At 66.2% G+C, this 18,870-nt stretch carries 18 protein-coding genes, 1 tRNA gene and 1 pseudogene; 6 read left to right on the top strand and 14 right to left on the bottom strand.

Annotated elements, in window-relative coordinates:
* The first annotated feature begins 15 nt into the window (after nt 1–15).
* From tilS to ABL843_RS17705, 3 genes are all read left to right on the top strand, one after another.
* Nucleotides 16–993: a tRNA lysidine(34) synthetase TilS gene (gene tilS / locus ABL843_RS17715; protein ID WP_418116689.1), complete on the top strand. Its 978-nt coding sequence runs from the start codon at nt 16–18 to the stop codon at nt 991–993.
* Between the two features lie 55 nt (nt 994–1,048).
* The gene (locus tag ABL843_RS17710; RefSeq protein WP_126023864.1) at nt 1,049–2,317 is read left to right on the top strand and encodes an aspartate kinase; all 1,269 of its coding nucleotides are present in this window, start codon (nt 1,049–1,051) and stop codon (nt 2,315–2,317) included.
* Nucleotides 2,318–2,344: 27 nt separating this feature from the next.
* Nucleotides 2,345–2,437, top strand: a tRNA-Ser gene (locus ABL843_RS17705).
* Between the two features lie 229 nt (nt 2,438–2,666).
* Here ABL843_RS17705 and ABL843_RS17700 read toward each other — a convergent pair.
* From ABL843_RS17700 to ABL843_RS17655, 10 genes and pseudogenes are all read right to left on the bottom strand, one after another.
* Nucleotides 2,667–3,089: pseudogene (locus ABL843_RS17700) on the bottom strand (class I tRNA ligase family protein); the annotation flags it as partial.
* The gene (locus ABL843_RS17695; RefSeq protein WP_418116687.1) at nt 3,077–4,492 is read right to left on the bottom strand and encodes an MFS transporter; all 1,416 of its coding nucleotides are present in this window, start codon (nt 4,490–4,492) and stop codon (nt 3,077–3,079) included. The pseudogene ABL843_RS17700 and the gene ABL843_RS17695, both read right to left, overlap by 13 nt.
* Nucleotides 4,489–5,631, bottom strand: a complete 1,143-nt coding sequence (gene argE, locus ABL843_RS17690) for an acetylornithine deacetylase (RefSeq protein WP_184637353.1) — start codon at nt 5,629–5,631, stop codon at nt 4,489–4,491. Before argE ends, ABL843_RS17695 begins: the two co-directional genes overlap by 4 nt.
* Nucleotides 5,628–6,734, bottom strand: a complete 1,107-nt coding sequence (locus ABL843_RS17685; RefSeq protein WP_418116686.1) for a Leu/Phe/Val dehydrogenase — start codon at nt 6,732–6,734, stop codon at nt 5,628–5,630. The genes argE and ABL843_RS17685 overlap by 4 nt, the downstream gene beginning before the upstream one ends.
* Nucleotides 6,735–7,012: 278 nt before the next feature.
* Nucleotides 7,013–7,630 carry a Rieske 2Fe-2S domain-containing protein gene (locus ABL843_RS17680; RefSeq protein WP_418116685.1) on the bottom strand — a complete coding sequence of 206 codons (618 nt, stop codon included), beginning with the start codon at nt 7,628–7,630 and terminating at the stop codon, nt 7,013–7,015.
* A 30-nt stretch (nt 7,631–7,660) separates the two neighbouring features.
* Nucleotides 7,661–8,383: an alanyl-tRNA editing protein gene (locus tag ABL843_RS17675; RefSeq protein WP_418116684.1), complete on the bottom strand. Its 723-nt coding sequence runs from the start codon at nt 8,381–8,383 to the stop codon at nt 7,661–7,663.
* Between the two features lie 51 nt (nt 8,384–8,434).
* The gene (locus ABL843_RS17670) at nt 8,435–9,355 is read right to left on the bottom strand and encodes a DMT family transporter (RefSeq protein WP_418116683.1); all 921 of its coding nucleotides are present in this window, start codon (nt 9,353–9,355) and stop codon (nt 8,435–8,437) included.
* Nucleotides 9,356–9,452: 97 nt separating this feature from the next.
* Nucleotides 9,453–9,758 (bottom strand): DUF1330 domain-containing protein, encoded by a 306-nt coding sequence (locus ABL843_RS17665; protein ID WP_369661970.1) that lies wholly within the window; start codon nt 9,756–9,758, stop codon nt 9,453–9,455.
* Nucleotides 9,759–9,793: 35 nt separating this feature from the next.
* Nucleotides 9,794–10,609 carry a hypothetical protein gene (locus tag ABL843_RS17660; protein WP_126023873.1) on the bottom strand — a complete coding sequence of 272 codons (816 nt, stop codon included), beginning with the start codon at nt 10,607–10,609 and terminating at the stop codon, nt 9,794–9,796.
* Between the two features lie 66 nt (nt 10,610–10,675).
* Nucleotides 10,676–11,668: a class I SAM-dependent methyltransferase gene (locus ABL843_RS17655; RefSeq protein ID WP_418116682.1), complete on the bottom strand. Its 993-nt coding sequence runs from the start codon at nt 11,666–11,668 to the stop codon at nt 10,676–10,678.
* 83 nt (nt 11,669–11,751) lie between these two features.
* On the opposite strand from ABL843_RS17655, the gene ABL843_RS17650 reads away from it, so the two are divergent.
* A complete protein-coding gene (locus tag ABL843_RS17650) occupies nt 11,752–11,946 on the top strand; it encodes a hypothetical protein (RefSeq protein ID WP_418116681.1) in 195 nt (64 codons plus the stop codon).
* Here the strand turns inward: ABL843_RS17650 and ABL843_RS17645 are convergent.
* The gene (locus tag ABL843_RS17645) at nt 11,939–12,778 is read right to left on the bottom strand and encodes an AraC family transcriptional regulator (RefSeq protein ID WP_126023875.1); all 840 of its coding nucleotides are present in this window, start codon (nt 12,776–12,778) and stop codon (nt 11,939–11,941) included. The genes ABL843_RS17650 and ABL843_RS17645 overlap by 8 nt on opposite strands.
* Before the next feature lie 281 nt (nt 12,779–13,059).
* Here ABL843_RS17645 and ABL843_RS17640 point away from each other — a divergent pair, with 281 nt between their 5' ends.
* Nucleotides 13,060–14,784 (top strand): acyl-CoA dehydrogenase family protein, encoded by a 1,725-nt coding sequence (locus ABL843_RS17640; protein ID WP_418116680.1) that lies wholly within the window; start codon nt 13,060–13,062, stop codon nt 14,782–14,784.
* On the opposite strand, the gene ABL843_RS17635 is transcribed toward ABL843_RS17640, so the two are convergent.
* Complete coding sequence (locus ABL843_RS17635; protein WP_418116679.1) at nt 14,772–16,715, bottom strand: ATP-binding protein; 1,944 nt, start codon at nt 16,713–16,715, stop codon at nt 14,772–14,774. The genes ABL843_RS17640 and ABL843_RS17635 overlap by 13 nt on opposite strands.
* Before the next feature lie 102 nt (nt 16,716–16,817).
* Nucleotides 16,818–17,162: a c-type cytochrome gene (locus ABL843_RS17630; protein WP_126023878.1), complete on the bottom strand. Its 345-nt coding sequence runs from the start codon at nt 17,160–17,162 to the stop codon at nt 16,818–16,820.
* Nucleotides 17,163–17,303: 141 nt separating this feature from the next.
* On the opposite strand from ABL843_RS17630, the gene ABL843_RS17625 reads away from it, so the two are divergent.
* The gene (locus ABL843_RS17625) at nt 17,304–17,972 is read left to right on the top strand and encodes a hypothetical protein (RefSeq protein ID WP_126023879.1); all 669 of its coding nucleotides are present in this window, start codon (nt 17,304–17,306) and stop codon (nt 17,970–17,972) included.
* 53 nt (nt 17,973–18,025) lie between these two features.
* Here ABL843_RS17625 and ABL843_RS17620 read toward each other — a convergent pair whose 3' ends face one another.
* Entirely contained in the window at nt 18,026–18,832 is an 807-nt protein-coding gene (locus ABL843_RS17620) for a PPK2 family polyphosphate kinase (protein WP_418116678.1), read from the bottom strand.
* Nucleotides 18,833–18,870: the final 38 nt, after the last annotated feature.

Below are 18,870 nucleotides of genomic sequence, written 5' to 3'. Positions count from 1 at the left end.
CTCACAGGCGCCGTCATGAACTCCGCTTTCGAACGCGCCATTGCCGCGTTCGAGCCGGCGCATTGGCCGCTGGCGGTGGGGTTCAGCGGCGGCGCCGATTCGACCGCCTTGCTGGCCGCCTGCGCAGCGCGCTGGCCGGGGCAGGTGGTCGCCTTCCACGTACATCACGGGCTGCAGGCTGCGGCCGACGGATTCGAGCAGCATTGCCGTTCGATGTGCGAGCGCCTGGGCGTGCCGCTGGTCGTCCATCGCGTCGATGCGCGGCATGCGACGGGCGAAAGCCCTGAAGACGCCGCCCGCCGGGCCCGCTACGCGGCATTCGCCGAGATGGCGCGTGCGGACGAGGCCAGGGGAGCGATCAGGTCCGTCGTGCTGGGGCACCACGCCGACGACCAGGTCGAGACCCTGCTGCTGGCGCTGTCGCGCGGCGCGGGGCTGCCGGGGCTGGCGGCCATGCCGGCGCATGCGCAGCGCAACGGGCTCGACATCTACCGTCCGCTGCTCGCGGTGGCGGGCGCCGAGGTTCGCGAATGGCTGGCCGGCCGCGAGCTGCCGTGGATCGAGGACCCGACCAACGAGGACGCGCGCTACACCCGCAACAGGATCCGCTCCGTGCTGCTGCCCGCGCTGGAGCAGGCTTTTCCGCAGTTCCGCTCCACCTTCGCGCGCAGTGTGGGCCACGCCGCGCAGGCTCAGCAACTGCTGAACGAACTGGCGGCGCACGACCTGGAAAGCGTGGGCAGCCCGCCGCGCATCGCCACGCTGCAGGCACTGTCGCGCGCGCGCCAGGCCAACGTGCTGCGCCACTGGCTGATGCGCTCGCACGGCTGCGGGCCCAGCGCGGCGCAGTTGGAACAGCTGCTCGATCAGGTCCGTGCCTGCACCACGCGCGGCCATCGCATCCACCTCAAGGTGGGCGCCGGTTTCGTCGAACGCAGGGGCGACTTGCTGCATTGGTACAATGTTGCGCCCTCGCCGAAGACTTCGCTCTGACCGCTTGCAGGGCGCCGCCCATCAAGCGGCCCTTTCCTTTTCTCTGATTTCACCCATGGCATTGATCGTTCACAAATACGGCGGTACGTCGATGGGCTCGACCGAGCGCATCAAGAATGTCGCCAAGCGTGTCGCCAAGTGGGCGCGCGCAGGCCACCAGATGATCGTGGTTCCGAGTGCCATGAGCGGCGAGACCAACCGCCTGCTCGGCCTGGCCAAGGAACTGGCGCCCAGCAAACCCGGCGTGGCCCACAACCGCGAGCTCGACATGCTGGCCTCCACAGGCGAGCAGGCTTCGTCGGCACTGCTGGCCATCGCGCTGCAGGCCGAGGGCGTCGAGTCCGTGAGCTACGCGGGCTGGCAGGTTTCGGTGCGCACCGACAACTCCTACACCAAGGCCCGCATCGAGAGCATCGACAGCGAGCGCGTCATGTCCGACCTCAATGCCGGCAGGGTGGTGGTCATCACGGGCTTCCAGGGCGTGGACGACGACGGCAACATCACCACGCTGGGCCGCGGCGGCAGCGACACCTCGGCCGTGGCCATTGCAGCGGCGATGAAGGCCAACGAGTGCCTGATCTACACCGACGTGGACGGCGTCTACACGACCGACCCGCGCGTCGAGCCCGATGCGCGCCGCCTGACGACCGTGAGCTTCGAGGAAATGCTCGAAATGGCGAGCCTGGGCTCCAAGGTGCTGCAGATCCGCTCGGTGGAATTCGCCGGCAAGTACAAGGTGCCGCTGCGTGTGCTTTCGAGCTTCACGCCGTGGGACATCGACATCAATGAAGAGGCCAAGTCCGGCACGCTGATCACTTTCGAGGAAGACGAAAACATGGAACAAGCCGTCGTATCCGGCATCGCTTTCAACCGCGACGAAGCCAAGATCTCGGTGCTCGGCGTGCCCGACAAGCCGGGCATCGCGTATCACATCCTCGGTGCGGTGGCCGACGCCAACATCGAAGTCGACGTGATCATCCAGAACCTCAGCAAGGACGGAAAGACCGACTTCAGCTTCACCGTTCACCGCAACGAGTACGCGAAGACGATCGACCTGCTGCAGTCGAAGGTGATGCCCTCGCTGGGCGCGACCGAAGTGGTCGGCGACACCAAGATCTGCAAGGTCAGCATCGTGGGCATCGGCATGCGCAGCCACGTGGGCGTGGCGAGCAAGATGTTCCGCGTGCTGGCCGAAGAAGGTATCAACATCCAGATGATCTCGACGAGCGAAATCAAGACTTCGGTCGTGATCGACGAAAAATATATGGAATTGGCAGTGCGCGCACTGCACAAAGCCTTCGATCTGGATCAGCCGGGCACCTAAGTAGTGGCATAATCTCAGCTTCTTTCAGGAACTGTGACCGAGTGGCCGAAGGTGCTCCCCTGCTAAGGGAGTATGGGGTGTAGAGCCTCATCGAGGGTTCGAATCCCTCCGGTTCCGCCAAGATGTGACCCCTGTAGCTCTCCAGCTACAGGGGTTTTTTCTTTGCCGGCTCCATCCGGCGACGGAGCCATCAGGCGCCGTGCAGTTCGGGAAGTCCGGCGAGCACTGTCCGGCATCGCTCGCAGAGCATTCCTTGCTCGCCTTCCTCGTCCACCACGGTGGCGTCGTGCCGCCAGCACCTCCTGCAGCGCAGGAACGAGGTCTGTCTGACCCTCACGTCGACCTTGTTGCCGACCCTCAGGACCTTCTTCTGGCTCAGCGTCTGCTGCATGGCGTAGTCGCGGCACAGCTTCTGCACCTGCTCGGTCGGCAGGCCCCGGCCGTTCATCTGCTCGATGCGGTGCTCGATGGGCATGCCGTGGCAATCCCAGCCCGGAATCCATTGCGAGTCGAAGCCGTCGAAGAAGCGGCTCTTGAAGACCATGTCCTTGAGCACCTTGTTCACCGCGTGCCCGATATGGATGTCGCCGTTCGCGTACGGCGGGCCGTCGTGCAGCACGAACGGCGGGTGCCCGGCGGCCGTTTCGCGCATCCGCCCGTAGATGCGCTGCTGCGCCCAGCGCTCGACCAGTGCGGGCTCGCGCTTCGGCAGGTCTCCCTTCATCGGGAACGGTGTCTTCAGCAAGTTCAGGGTGTCTTTCAGGTCTGGCATGCGGTGTTTTCTTTTTTCGGGAGAGCGGTCGGTTGCGTTGTTGTCGGTCGGTCCCTGTTGCGCAAGGCCGAGCCGGCCGCCAGCAGCGCGACGAGGCTGGCCGCCGCCGCGAACACCACGTACCAGGCGGGAGCGAGCGGATTCCCCGTCCGCGCGATCAGCGCCGTTGCAATGAAGGGCGCGAAGCCCCCGAAGATCGTGACAGCGAAGTTGTAGGCAATGGAAAGACCCGTGGACCGCACCTGCGGCGGATAGAGCTCGGCCATGGCAGCGGGCGCGGGGCCGGTGAAGCCGGCGATCAGCACCGCGAAGACCAGCAGCACGATGGTCAGCGTCGACGGGTTGGGCACGGCCGTGAGAAGCCAAAGTGCCGGATAGGCCAGCACGAGGATCGCGGTGGCGAAGCCGATCAGCAGCGGCCTGCGCCCGATGCGATCCGACAGCGCGCCGAAGAAGGGCGCCAGCACCACCAGCACCATCAGCCCCGCGCCATTGGCCCACAGCGACACGCTCTGCGGCAGCTTCAGCGTGCGCACCGCATACGTCGGCATGTAGACCAGGAAGAAATACGTGCACACCGTCCACACGATGGTCACGCCGAAGCCGGCGATGATTTCCCTGCGATAGGACCCCAGCGCCTGCCTGAGGGGCGAAGCCTGCTGGCCGGCCGCCCTGGCCTGCCGGAAGCTCTCGGGCTCCTGCGTGCGGGTGCGGATGTACCAGCCCACCGGCCCGATGATCAACCCGAACAGGAAGGGTACTCGCCACCCCCACGCCTGGAGCTGCTCCGGCGTGAGCACATCGGTCAGCGTCGCGCCGAAGACCGAACCCAGCAGCAGCGCGCCGGCCTGGCTCGCCTGCTGCCAGCTCCCGAAGTAGCCTCGTCGGCCCTTGGGCGCGTGCTCGACCAGGAAGGCCGTCGCGCCGCCGACCTCGCCGCCGGCGGAGAAGCCCTGTATCAGCCGCGCCAGCACGATCCAGGCGGGCGCCCAGAGGCCCGCGTCGGCATACGTCGGCGCAAAGCCGATCATGGCCGTGCCCAGCGCCATCAGCATGATCGTGGTGGACAGCGCCGCCTTGCGCCCGCGCGAGTCGCCGATCGCGCCCAGGACCACCGCGCCGACCGGCCGCATCACGAAACCCACGCCGAAGGTCGCCACCGTCAGCAGCAGCGAGGAGGTCTCGTCGCCTGTGGGAAAGAAGAGGCGCGAGATCGTGAGCGCGAAGAAGCCGTAGACCGCGAAGTCGAACCACTCCAGCGTGTTGCCGATGACGGCAGCGAGGATTGTGCGGCGCGCCGCATCCTGTGTTCGTGCGGCCTGCACGGGAACTTCGTGGGAAGAGGAAAGGGGAGCGAGGTTGCTCGTGGCGTCCGCCAGCGCGGCAGCGTCAAGGTTTTTCATGCTGTCTTGAGAGTTGGAGTCGTTGAACGGGTGGCGGACCTGGAAAGGGCCCATGCGCCGGCCGATTGCATGAAGCGGTCGGCCGCCTGCAGCTGGCTTGCGGCGATCCATTCGTCGGGCTGGTGCGCCTGCGCGATGGAGCCGGGGCCACACACCACCGTCGAGATGCCGACCTGCTGGAAGAAGCCGGCCTCGGTGCCGAAGGGCAGTTCCGCCTCGGGCCAGAGCGCGCCGAGTTCGCGTGCCACGGAGACGGCCGTGTCGTTGTCGCGCGCCGAAAGCGCCGGCACGCCGGCGACCTGGCTGGCTTCGACGGTCACGCCGGCGGGGAGGTCGGCCAGCGCATCGCGGACCGCGTCGCGCACGAGCCGGGCTGTGGCCTCGTCCTGCGGCCGGAACTCCCACAGCACCTCGCAGCAGCCCGGCACGATGTTGATCGCGGTGCCGCCGTTGATCTGGCCGATGTTGATGGTGGCCTCGCCGCCGCGCCCCGCAAGGTTGCGCCGAAGCCCGGCGAGCCGGGTGACGAGGTAGGCGGCGGGCTCGATCGCGCTGGCGCCCAGCGACGGGTCGCTCGAATGCGCGGGCAGCCCGGTGAAGAGCGCACGGTGCCCGAAGAAGCCGCGATGCCGCACGCCGACGCGCATCTCGGTCGGCTCGCCGACGATGGCCAGCGCGGGTTCTTCCACCTGCGCCTTCAGTCGCTCCACCAACTGCGGAACGCCCAGGCAGCCGATCTCCTCGTCATAGGAAAAGGCCAGGTGGATCGGCCGGCGCAGCGGCTGCCGCCGCCACGAGGGCACGGCCGACAGGCACGCGGCGATGAAGCCCTTCATGTCCGCCGCGCCGCGCCCGTGCAGGCGGCCGTTGCGCTCGACCAGCGTGAAGGGGCTGGCGCTCCAGTTCTGGCCGGTCACGGGCACCACGTCGCTGTGCCCCGAGAGCACCATGCCGCCGGCGGTGTCGGGGCCGATGCTGGCCAGCAGGTTGGCCTTGCGCCTGTCTTCGCTGTGCACGAGCTGCACCTTCACGCCGTGCCCCGCGAGGTAGTCGGCGATCCAGTGGATCAGCTCGAGGTTGGAACGATGCGAGGTCGTGTCGAATGCCACCAGGGCGCGCAGGATGTCGATGGTGTTCATGCGACGCGCTCGGCAAGGGGCCGCTGGTTGGTGTTGCCGGTGCTTGTGGCGGTGCCGCCCGGCTTGCCGCTGCCGCCCAGCCGCTCCTGCACGAGCCGCATCGCGGCCGACTGGGTCGGCGTACCCTCGCGGTCGGCCAGCTCGAAGATGCGGCGCAGCGTGGCGCCGATGCCTTCCACCTGCGAATCGACCTTCGCACGGTTGAAGCCTTCGTGCTCCGACGCCACGCGGATCAGGCCGCCCGCGTTGATGACGAAATCCGGCGCGTAGAGGATCTCCCTCTCGCGCAGCTGCCGGCCGTGCTCGTCGCGTGCGAGCTGGTTGTTCGCGCCGCCCGCGATCACGCGAAAGCGCATCTGCGGCAGTGTCTTGTCGTTGACGACGGCTCCCATCGCGCAGGGAGCGAACACATCGGCCTGCACGGCGTAGATCGCGTCGGGCTCGACGATCTTGGCGCCGAACTCGGCTGCGGCCTTGCCCGCGAGTACCGGATCGATGTCGCACACCACCAGGTGCGCTCCTGCCTCGGCGAGCAGCCGGCACAGGCTCCAGCCGACGTTGCCCAGGCCCTGCACGGCCACCGTCAGCCCGCGCAGGTCGCGGCCCAGCCGGTGCGCGACGCCGGCCACGATGCCGTGGTAGACCCCCAGCGCCGTGGTCGGCGACGGGTCGCCCGTGCCGCCCAGTGCCTCCGGCAGGCCGACCACATGCCGAGTGCTCTGCCGTACCCAGGCGAAGTCGTCGACCGTGGTGCCGACATCTTCGGCCGTGATGTAGCGCCCGCCCAGGCGGTTGACCGCCACGCCCATCGCCCGCAGCAGGTCGGGCGTCTTGCTCTTGCGCGGATCGCCGAGGATCACCGACTTGCCGCCGCCCAGGCCCAGCCCCGCGGCGGCGGCCTTGAAGGTCATGCCACGCGAGAGCCGGAGCACATCGCGCAGGGCGGAAGCCTCGTCGGCGTACGGATACATCCGGCAGCCGCCCAGCGCGGGGCCGAGCTTGGTGCTGTGGACGGCGATGATGGCCCGGAGCCCGACCCCGTCATCGGATATGAAGACGACCTGTTCGTGGTCCGCGAAAGACTCGGTGGAGAAGACTGTCATCTGGTTCTTTTTTCGAGTTCGGGTGAACGAGTGCGGAGCTGCTTCGAACTGTGGAAGGCCGCCTTGTCAATGCCTGCAAGAGGAAGCTAGGTACAGCAGCAGGCGGCGCAGGTATAGAAGCAGCTCCACAGGACGGACATCGGGCTGCGAGCCGCATAGCGGCAGGACTTCAGTGCTTGCCTGGCGGAATGATTGCGTCATGTGTTGGCCTCGCTTTGAGGTCAAGCATGACAGGGAGACTCGCCGTGATATTGGCGAAAATTTCTGGCGGAGAAAATTCAGGTCCCAGAGGAGAGAAGGCTGTTCGGTATTCCGCCGAAGGCCATCTCCTTGAGAAGTCTGTGCAGCTCGTTAAGCGCGAGCTCCTTCTGTGAATCGCTCAGAGGTCCGATTGAAAGTTTGAAGATCGATACCGCGCCGTCCAGCGGTGATGTCCCCTCCGAAGAGGGAATGGAAGGCATCCAGGTCTCGTCCTCCGGAATCAGGCAGGTCCAGATAAGACCATGCCGCTCGACCGCCGGAAACGCCGTGATTCTGAAGCAATCCGCCGTCTTGGGCGCGAGCTTCTCCGGCACCAGCCGGCATTGCCCATCGGAGCCGAAGCGCAGGCCGTGGTAGGCGCAGACCAGCTCTTCTCCCTCGATGCGCCCGCTGCTCAGCGGCAGCCCGCGGTGCGGGCACATGTCGCGGCCGATGCGCATGCCGTCGGGCATGCGGTAGACGGCGAGCCGCAGGTTCAGCAGCACGACCTGCCTCGGCTTCGCAAGCGGATCGTCGGCGCGCACGAGCGGAAACCACTGCCGCGCGAGCACGGGCCAGTCCTGCTGCGCGTAGCTGCAGCCGGAAGGCAGGAAGCCCTCGGGCAAGGGACGTGGAAGAGCCGCTTCGACCGTCATGTCTTGCCTTCCTCGGTGTGCTGGATCGGTCTACTTGACCAGTCCGATCCGGATCCTCCGGTTGTGCTGCCCCTTGTTCTCGATCTTCATGATGCGCAGCGGCGCCGACTGCGAAGTCTTCGAAAGATGGGTGCCGCCGCAGGCCTGTCGGTCGAGGCCCACGATCTCGATGATGCGGGTGCCGTCGTCCTGGGCCGGCGGCGCGACCGAGCGGCTGCGCAGCACGCCGGGCTCGCGCGCGAGCGCGGCCGAATCGAGATACACAGCGTTCACCTGCAGCCCCTCGGAGATCAGGCTGTTGAGCTCGGGCTCGAGCTTGCGCAGCTCGTTGTTGTCGACCGTGGGCAGGTCGAAGTCGATGCGGGCCGTGCCGTCGGCCGCCATCTGCACGCCTGTGACCAGGGAGCCTTCGAAGCGCTGGTAGACGAGGGCGTTCAGGATGTGCAGGCCGGTGTGCAGCTGGCACATCATCGAGCGGAAATCCTGGTCGACGCTGGCGATGACCTTGTCGCCCGGCACCTTGCCGATGTCCGCCTCGTCGAAGTAGTGCCAGGCGTTCCTGCCCTCCATCTCGATGCGGTCGATCCTGAGCTGGCTGCCGTTCCAATGCAGCACGCCGCGGTCCGCCAGCTGTCCGCCGCCGCCCGGATAGAAGTAGGACTTGTCGAGAAGAACTGCATTCGGCCGGCGCGCGATGACGTCGGCCTCGAATTCGAAGCGCTCGGGTTCGATGTGGCAGAGATACGGAGACATGTATTCCTCGGGTTGTGCGGGATGCTTGATTTCTTGCGGGTTGCTTCTTGCTCAGGAGAAGCGCCTGGCCGTCACGATGCCGGCCAGGATGACCACGGCCCCGACGAATTCGGTGGCGCTCAGGTACTCGTGGAACAGGTACGCGCCGAACACGGTCGCGATGACGGGCTGTATCAGCAGGGTGATCGACGACATGGCCGCCGGCAGCTTGGCCAGCGCATAGGCGATGAGGCCCTGGCCGCCCACGTGCGACACCACCGCCAGCGCCACCAGCATCAACACGCCATGCATCGTGTGCGGCACCAGCGACTCGCCGCGCAGCAGCGTGATGGGCAGAAGGATGATGAACGTGCCCACGCTGCTCCAGGCCATGACGGTCATGGTGCGGTAGTTGGAGCGCACGAGGCTCACCGCCAGCAGGTAGGAGCCGTAGAACACGGCGGTCAGCAGGCCGAGCAGGTTGCCGGCCATGTAGTTCGAGCCGAAGTCGAGCCGGTGGCCTATGAGGATGAACGCGCCGGTCAGCGCGAACAGCATGCCGAACAGGAAGCCCCGCTTGAACCTCTTTCCGAGAAAGAGGTTGGAGCCGAGCACCACGAAGATGGGAGCGAGATTCGCGAGCAGGTTGGAGTTGGCCAGCGTGGTCAGCGTCATCGACCAGTGATAGAGCGCGAGGTTGCCCGAGAAGATGAAGCCAACGAGGATGAGCTTGAAGGGAATGCGCGGCGTGGGTTGCTGGCCGGCTTGCTGTGCCCCCGCGGGTACCGGCTCGGACCTCGCCGCGAGCATGTCGAGCAGGAAGAAGATCGGGATCGCCAGCGCAACCCTGTAGACGGCGCTCGCGGTCGGCGGTAGCTCGCTGTGGCGCAGGAAAACGCCGCCCAGCGCCAGCGCCGCCGCGCCCAGTAGTAGCGCGACGAATGAGAAGAAGCTGCTCTTCGAAGCAGCCGGCAGGGCAATGGTTGTCGTCATGTTCGGTATGACACGACCGAGTCTCCATCGGTCGTATCGGGCGATTTGTTGTGAATGAATCTTCAGGAAGAGGACGTGGTGCCGAAGATCTGCCCGGCTAGGCCGGCGGCTCCTCGAACCCCTCGATCACCATGAGCTGCATGTCGATCGCGGCGTCCTTTCGCAACCCTCTTGCGTGGGTGTATTCGGGCGACTCGTAGAACTTCCTCGCCGCGTCCGCGGTCTTGAACTCCACGAGAACCACTCGCCTGTCGTCGTGAGCGCCTTCCAGGTGCATGCGCTCGCCTCCTCGCGTCAGGAACCTGCCGCCGAACTTCTCGACGATGCCGGGCGTGAGTTGCTTGTATTGGTTGTACTGGTCCGGATTCACGATGGACATCCGGCCGATCAGATAGGCGACCATCTGGCGTTCCCGTGGAGGCTCGGCCGCTCGTGCCGTCAGACGTAGGCGACCTTCTTCTGCGTCGCGACGCCGGATTGCAGCAGCGCCGCGTCCAGCACGTCCCACAGGCCGGTCAGCGAGTCGAGGAAGTCGTCCGCGCCTTCGATGACGAGGTGGGCGTATTCCGTCTTCAGCGCCAGCTCGACCGCTGTGCGCGCGTTCTGCTCGTGATGCTGTTCGGCGCCGACTTCGCCCCAGTGTTCCAGCAGGTAGTGCATCTCGGGCTTCTCCAGGTCGGCGTTGTAGATGCCGCTGTCGACCAGGCAGTACTTCTCGCCCGGAATCAGCTGCTGGTTGGAGATCATCTCGAGCGCCAGCGTGGTGCCCAGGTTGCGGTAGGTGTTCTCGATGTCCGTCAGCTTGCGGTGATCGAAAACGCCGATGGCCTTGCGCACCTGCGTGGTCAGGCCGGTCTCCATGTCGTAGCCGGGCAGGGAGCCGAGCAGCTGGTCGGAGAAGGCCTTGAGCTTCGCCTCGACCTTCTCCTGGTTGTAGAGGTCGGCGAACACCGGCGCCTCGGCCGACTGGTTGACGATGAAGCCCGCCATCGTCGCGAGTTCGGGGCCGTGGCCCGATTCGCTCTCGACGATCTCCTCGAGCAGCTCGCTCTGCTTGTGCAGGCCGTGCTTCTTCAGCGCGTCGGGAAAGCTCCAGCCCGGACGCGTCGAGGCGCAGAAGCTCTGGATCTGGTGGAACAGGGCGCCGACGACGGGCGGTTCCGGTTCCACCCTTGCCCAATTCTTGAAAATCGGGTGTGAATAGCACCGGTGACTTTTGACTCTATCAACCAGATCGGAAATGGTTACGCTCATTTCTTGCTCCTAATCACAGTGGGTTGAAAAAATGCCAAGGGGAGAATTCGATTAACGGTGGTGTGCTTACTTGCTTGCCATCAACATGCGCCCTCCAGGGTGGTCGAGTACCTCGATCCGCACGTTCGAGAATCCCGCGCGGAAAAGCTTTTCGGTCCATTCCTCCTCGCTCAGGAGCCTTCTGGACATGAAATGGTTGTGCAGGTGGTTGAATGCCGCGGCGAACGGCTTTTCCCAATTCGACTGGGCCACCGGAATTGCGTCGACGATGATCAGCGTGCCCTTGATCGCGTGGGTGCAGCAGGCGCGCAGCAATGCGTCGAGCGTTTCCTCTTCCGCCGGAAGAAGGTCGTGCATCACGAAGCCCGCGTGGATGATGTCGGCGTCCTTGATCAGCGACGCGTCTTCCACCAGCACCTGGATGGGGGCCGTCACGAACTTGAGCCGGTCGCTCATGCCGGCCTCGGAGGCCGCGTTCACGGCCTGCTCGGTGGCCGATGCGCTCAGGTCGATGCCCACGCCGGTGGAGCCCGGGATCTTGCGCAGCATGCGGATCAGGAAGCCGCCGGAGCCCGATCCAAGATCCACGATTTTCCTTGGTGCCATCGCGACGATGGCGTTCTCGGGCTGCGGATAGAAGGACTTCTCGCCCATCCACTTCGAAGTGCGCGCCACCAGCCCGCCGCTGCGCGGGTACTTGGCCTGCGCCTCCTCGTTGTGCTCTGAGAACTCCTTCGCGTTGTTGATCAGGGGCGCGCAGGCGCGCAATGCCCACGAGAGGTAGCCGACCTCGTTGATCAGCTCCTCGAAGTTGCTGCCGACCTTGTAGGTGGCAGGAGCCGCGGGGCTCAGCACTTCGATGATTCCCGCCTTGCTCAGGGAGTCGAGATAGGCGGAGATCACCGACTCCTTTATTCCGCAGGATCGCGACGCCGCCGCAGCGTCCACGACCTCCGAATTCTGGAGAAATTCGATGACTCCATACTCCGCACCGATTTCGAGCAGGATTGCGGAGCCTGCGAGGGAAGAGCCAGTAATACCGCGATCAACGTTTTGCATGGGGCACCTGTTTGTTAAACGCCATTGAAAACCAACTGATTACTTCGCAATAGCCGAGGCCATTTGGTTGCACGATAGACAGCGTGCAGAAGGCCGTATTGGTAAAAATTGCGGCGCCGGGTGATTGCGGCAAAAAGAGATTCGGCCGAATTCAGAAGAAGGTTTCTATTGCGGCGCGCACGCGGCAAAGCCGGCCCCGCGCGGTGCATTCCGCGCGAGCCGGCGAGAAAAAAGATGCGGAAAGAAGCGCCCGGAAAGAGCGCCGGCGCGTCAGTTGATCCGTGCGCGGACGTACTGGAGCGGCGTCATCCCGAAGGTGCGTTTGAAATGCCGGGTGAGGGCGCTCTGGTCGTAGAAGCCGCTCGCCACGGCGGCCTCGATGAGCGGCCTGCCCGCGGTGAGATGGCTGATCGCCGCCCTGAGCCGCAGCTGCGTGAGGTACATGTGCGGCGTCAGGCCGATCGCGCGGTTGAACGCACCGATCAGCTGGAAGGGCGTGAGGTCCGCGGCCTCGGCCATCGCTTCCAGCGTCAGCCGTTCGGCGAAGGCATCGCGCAGCAACTCCAGCACAGGCGCGAGCACGCTGGTGTCGGCGGGCACCGGCAGCACGCGGTGCCCCTGCTGCGCATGCCGCTGGAAGAGCGTGCCGAAGGTGTGCACGAAGAGCTCCTGCTGCCGCAGCGGATCGCACTGGCCGCCGTCCTCATCGAAGGCGCGATGCAGTTCGAGGAAGCAGCCGATCAGTTCTTCGTCGCAATAGACGTTCGAGTCGAAGTAGCGGGCCTGGTCCATGCCCAGCGTCGTCATCAGGTGCCGGATGCCCGGGTCTGCCAGGTAGAAGGAGCGGTAGCGCCAGCGCGGGCTGCCGCCCATGCGCCCCGAGTGCGGCTCGGCCGGGTTGAAGACCAGCAGCGCCTGCTGGTGTGCCGCGCCGGTGCGGCCGCGGCTCTTGAACTCTGCGCCGCCGACTTCGGTGACGGCGATCACGAAGGAGTGGTGCACGTGAGGCGCGTACTCGTGCGTGGTGAAGTCCGCGTGCAGCATGTCCATGCCCGGCAGGCCGGGCGCATGCCAGTAGCGCGACGTGTTCAGAGGGTCCAGCTTGGCCAACGAAAACCTCCGTTTGCATCGGCGATTGCCACGCATCCATCCAGCGTCGTCCAGCCGATCGATGGCACCTGAATGGTGAGCAAGGCCGCCTTGTTCCGGTGATTACAGCGCGATCTTGGTGGAAGCGGGAAGCCTCCGGCCTCGATGTCCCGGTCAAGCAAAGGCTGTGCCATTCGGCGGCTCACGAGAGGGCCCGGGAAAGATCAGATTCACGAACGGCGAGGAATGATTCACCATGCTCCGCGGCGCAGCCACCTTGCCGCCACTCATTGGAGACCTTCATGAACATGCCTCTCGAGAGCACCGAACTGGCGTTCCAGTTTTCGCTCGCCAATGGCGTCGAAACGGGCGTCGAAACGCACAAGGTATTCAACCAGGCCGAGCCATGCATCGGCCACAACGCATTCACCGGCGACGTGGCGCTACGGGAGCTCGTCGAGCGTCATGCACCGTGGAGCATTCCGCATGCGACGGCCGTCGGTGCACTCGCAGGCGACGAGCAGGTGCAGGACCTCGCGCGACTGGCCAACGAGCACAACCCGCAGTTGCGCACGCACGACCGCTTCGGCAACCGCCTCGACTGGGTCGAGTTCCATCCCGCATGGCACCAGCTCATGAGCCTGGCCTTTGCGCATGGCGTGCCCGGCCTTGCGTGGACCACCAGCGAAGGCTCGGGCCACTTCGCGCGGGCCGTGCTCAGCTACCTGTGGAACCAGGTCGAGAACGGCACCGGCTGCCCCACCGGCATGGCGTACGCCGCGTGTGCCGGCTTCGAAGGCAGGCCGGAGTTCGCGCAGTGGAGAGAGAAGACGCTCTCCGGCAAGTACGACCCGCGCCGCGTTCCGCTTTCTCAGAAAACGGGCGCGGTGATCGGCTACGCCATGACCGAGAAGCAGGGCGGCTCCGACCTGCGCCAGACGCAGACCACCGCCACCTTCGTCGGAACCGAGAAGAACGGCGTGCAGGTCTACAGCATCACCGGCCACAAGTGGTTCTTCTCGGTGCCCACCTCTGACGGCTTCTACACGCTGGCCCAGACGAAGTCGGGGGTGAGCTGCCTCTTCGTGCCGCGCTTTTTGCCCGACGGCAGCGCCAACCGCGTCGCGGTACAGCGCCTGAAGGACAAGTGCGGCAACCGCTCCAACGCATCGAGCGAGGTCGAGTTCAACAGGACCTGGGCGATGCTGGTCGGCGAAGAGGGCCGCGGCATCCGCGAGATCCTCTCGCACGCGCACCTGACGCGGCTGGACTTCGCGGTCGGCTCGGCCGGCCTGATGCGGCAGGCGCTGACGCTGGCGATCGGCCACGCATCGACGCGCGACGGCTTCGGCCGCCGCATGGCCGACCTGCCCATGCAGACCAATGTGCTGGCGGACCTCGCACTCGAAAGCGAAGCCGCGATGCTCTCGGCGATGCGCGTGGCGCGCGCCACCGACGGCATGGCGACGAATGAGCGCGAGCGGCTTCTGGCGCGCGTGGCGACGCCGGTGGTGAAGTACTGGAACTGCCAACGCGCAACGTACTTCGTCTACGAGGCGCTGCAGGTCCATGGCGGCAACGGCTTCATCATGGAGAACCCCATCGCGCGCCTCTATCGCGAAGCGCCGCTCAACTCGATCTGGGAAGGCACGACGAACATGATGTGCATGGACGTGGTGCGCGCGCTCGGGCGCGAGAAGGGCTCGCTCGAAGTCTTCCTCGACGAGGTCTCGGTGCCGCAGTCGGTGGGCAACGTGGCGCATGCGAAGTTCATCGCGAGCCTGCGCGACGACCTCGGCACCGGCGCGATCGACGAAGGCAACGCCCGCGCGCTCGTGACGCGCATGGCGCTCGCGCTGCAGGCGAGCGAGATGTGCAAGCACAGCGATGGCGCGATCGCGCAGCGCTTCATCGAATCGCGCCTTGGTGGTCGGCACGCTGGAGTGATGGGCACTCTGGCCGCCGGAGCGGATCTGCGCGGGATCGTCTCGCGCGCGGAAGTCGCTGCCGTCCGTCAGGCCGCCTGAGCCTGCCGCCGCAGCGGCAGCCACAGCACGAAGCGCGTTCCCGTCGAGAGCGCTTCCCAGCTCACGGTGCCGTGGATCGAGCGAGCGCGCCGGCGCTGGTTCTGCAGGCCCCGGCCCGATGACGAGGCCATGGCCTTGTCTACGTCGAAGCCCTGTCCGTTGTCCTCGATGGTCACGCGCACGCCCGCGCCGTCGAGCGAGGTTCCGACGCGAATCTCGGTCGCGCGCGTGTGGCGAAGGATGTTCGAGATGCTCTCCTGCACGATGCGCAGGATGTGCAGCGCGCTCGACGGGTCCAGCCACTCCAGCGCGGGCAGCTCCTGCACTTCCCAGCGCAGCGAGACCCCGGTGCCTTCGAGGCGTGGTTCGAGCCGGTAGCGCAGGGTGGCCAGCAGCAGGAGCAGGTCGGCCTCGATGGGCTCCAGCGAATCGAGCGTGAGCTTCAGGTCGTCCAGGCAGCTCTTGAGAATCTGCGAGACCCTGTCGTCGCTCATGCCGCCGCCCTCGACCGAGCGGATGGCGCTGATCAGAGAGGAGCCCAGGCCGTCGTGCATGTCCTGCATCAGCCGCTGGCGCTCGTCGCTGATGGTCTGCAGGCGCTCGACTTCGCGCAGGCGGCGGTGGCTGAGTTCGAGCTCGGCCTCGCGCGCCTGCAGGCGGTGCGCGAGGCTCGCGTTGAGCTCCTCTACTTCGCCGATGGCGTGCACGTAGCGGCGGTACATCAGCACCCCGAACACGCTGAAGGTGACGGCGTTGGTGTAAGCGCCGAGATACCAGCCTTCGGGGCTGATGAAGTTGTTCTGCAGCAGCCAGTCGGTCACGCCGAGCAGCACGCAGATGCCGATGCCGACCGCCACCAGCCGGCCCTCGTTGGAGCGGCGCCATGCGCTGACGCCGCCCACGAGGCACACGGCGGTGCCCATCATCGCGGCCACCGCGTAGATCAGCGGCGTGACCTGCGGCGTGTTCTGCACGATGGCGAGGCCGGGGATCGTGACGATGCCGATGGCCGCCGTCGTCGCGACCACGCCGCGGGTGAGCCACACGAGCTGCCGCCCATGCAACTGGCGCAGGAAGAAGTGCACGACCATCACCAGCCAGAAGAGCGAGTTGACGGTCAGCCACGCGAACCAGTCGTTGAGCACCGGCAGGCTCACGTAGAAGTGCAGCCCCCGCATGAAGGAAGTGGCCGAGAGATTGAAGAAGAGCAGGTAGCCGGTCTCGTCGCGGCGCCTGAACCAGACGAAGAGGGCGAACACGCCCACCGCCATGAAGGCCGCGCCCAGCATCGCGGGCAGTTCCTGCTGCAGCCACTGGCGCATGCCGTGGCGGCCCCTGAGCGTGTCGACCGGGCCGATCCACAGCGAGGACAGCGCCACCTGGGCGCTGCGCGTGTGCTCCAGGCGCAGGAGGATCTCGGCGGGCGGGGCGTTGCCGGCGGCGCCGTGGTCGTCGAGCGGCACCCACAGCGGCGTGCGGGTGCTGTTCCACAGCGGGCCCGACTGCTGCGCGCGGTGGACGAGGTGGCCGTCGGCATAGACGGCGATGGTGCCGTCGGTCTTGATGCGCGCGCCGTACAGCGCCAGCGGGCCGGAGCTGGCCGGCAGGCCGCGGGTGCCGAGCCTGATCCAGGTGGTGCGGGTGGTGCTGGTGGAAGTGTTTTCGGCCTGGCTCAAAAGCGCGATGGGCAGGGCCAGCGGCAGCTCGACCTTCTTCCAGTCGTGCGGGAGGGCGCTGCCGTCCTGCCTGAGGGGCGGCGCGGTGTAGCCCGACGCGTCCTCGACCTGCCAGTCGGCGTGCGTCATGTGCAGCAGCGCGTCGGTCTGCCGCACGCCGGTTGCCCCGACCAGGTAGGCGCCGATGATGCCCAGCAGTGCGATCGAGAGAACGAGCACCACGTTGGCGAAGAAGGGTGCGGGGCGGTAGTTCAAGGGATGCTGGAAAGTGCCGCGGCCGAAGCCGGCGTGGAGGTTTATGTAACCTATTTTCTCACTTTGTTACCGATCGGGCGAGGCCGAACCCCCTGATGGACCTCAGCGCGGTGTGGGCTGCGACAGGATCCATTGCGACAGCAGCTGCGCATCGGCCTGCGAGACCTGGGGCTGCCTGGGCATGATCACGCGGCCCCAGGTGCCCACGCTGCCGTCGCGGATCTTTCCGGCCAGCCGGGCGGCCGCCTCGGCGTCGCCTCGATAGCGCTCGGCGATCTGCGCGAAACCCGGGCCGACCTGCTTGTGCACCAGGCCGTGGCAGGCCATGCAGGCGTTCCTGCGGGCCAGGTCGGCGGGCGTCTGCGCCGCGGCACAAAGGGAGTGAATGGCCATCACGCAGCCGGTGAGGAAAGGGAGAAGGAGCTTGCCGGGAGTCTGGATCGTCATTTGTGGGAGGTGCCTGTGCCAAGCATCGTCGCATGCCGCTTCCATGGGGCCGGCCGTCGTGCATTCACGACAAGACGATTCAAGAGTAACTATATGTATGGTTAAATCCGCGCAACTATCGCGAAGAAGACGAGGGATTGCATGAAGCTGTTGCTGAGCATTGCGTTTGCCGCCGTGGCCCTGGCCGGTTGCGCCAGCGCTCCGACCACCCCCACCGAACCCGGAACGGGCAGGGGCACCTCCTATGTGCCGATGGTGGCCATGGAAGGCGTGGACAAGGTGCGCTACGACAACGACGTGGCCGAGTGCCGCACCGCCGCCAACCGCATCACCGCACGCAGCGAAACCGGCGACGCCATGTGGGGCGCGCTGGGCCTGGGCCTGATCACCGTGCACGGGCAGGGCATCGTCGCCGCGGCTTCGTACACCGGCATCACCGCGGCCATCATCGACTGGAACGGCCGCCCCAGCTCGGAGCTGATCGCCGAGCACCAGCAGATCGCCATCGTGCATTGCATGGCCAAGCGCGGTTACCGCAACCTCGACCCGAACGTGCGCGACACCTTCTACGGCAACACCTTCGACCCGGGCGTGATCGTCAAGCCGCGCCGCACCGGCGTCGACACCTACAACGTCGAAACGCTGGCCAAGGCCGGCCGCTGCAACCTGCAGCCGCGCGCCGAGCTCACGGCCAAGGGTCCCGGCTACGAAACCTACAACGTGCCTTGCGACAACGGCGGAACCTGGGCGGTGCGCTGCGAGTTCGGCAAGTGCCGCGTGCTGGCGCAGGCGGCAATGCGCCGGTCCTGAAATCCTGCGGCTTGATGAAGAGACGGGCCCGCGATGCGGGCCCGTTTTTCTTCCTACTTGACGATCATTCCCTTGAGGGCAGGATCCGGCGGCGGCGGCTTGAGCTTCATCTGCCGCATCGTCTTCACCAGCAGCTGCGCGATCATCACGTTGCGGTGACGCTTGCTGTTGGCGGGCACCACGTGCCACGGTGCGTGATCGGTCGAGGTGGCGACCAGCGCGTTCTGGTAGGCCTGCTGGTAGGCGCTCCACTTGGTGCGCACCTCCAGGTCGTCCATGCTGAACTTCCATTGCTTGCCGGGCGTGTCGATGCGCGCCTGCAGGCGCTCGCGCTGCTCGTCCTTGTCGATGTGCAGCATGCACTTGACCACCACTGTGCCGGTTTCGGTGAGCAGGCGTTCGAAGTCTTTGATCTGCGCGTAGCGGCGCTTCGCCTCGGCCTTGTCGATCCATCCCTCGACCACGGGCACCAGCACGTCCTCGTAGTGGCTGCGGTTCCACACCATGATTTCGCCGGTGCGCGGCACCACCGCGTGGCAGCGCCAGAGGTAGTCGCGCGCGCGTTCGTCCACGGTGGGGGCCTTGAAGGCCGTCACGCGCACGCCCAGCGGCGAGGTGCGCGAGAACACCCAGCGCACGGTGCCGTCCTTGCCGCTGGTGTCCATGCCCTGCAGCACCAGCAGCAGCTTGCGCTTGCCCTCGGCGTTCAGCAGGTCCTGCAGCTCGTCGAGTTCCACGGCGAGGGCATCGAGCTCGGTGCGCTGCGCGTTCTCGTCGCCCTCGCAGAAGGGTGTGTCGTCGGGGTCGATGTGGGAGAGCTTGAACTTGCCGCCTACGCGGTATTTCTTGAAGCTGGCCATGTAGCGGGACTCCGTGGTGAAGAACAACGAAGCCCACA

The sequence above is a fragment of the Variovorax sp. 350MFTsu5.1 genome (genome assembly GCF_048302515.1).
GTDB lineage: Bacteria > Pseudomonadota > Gammaproteobacteria > Burkholderiales > Burkholderiaceae_C > Variovorax > Variovorax guangxiensis.
The sequence above is the reverse complement of the archived record's forward strand: the minus strand, read 5'-3'. Positions and strand labels throughout refer to the sequence as shown.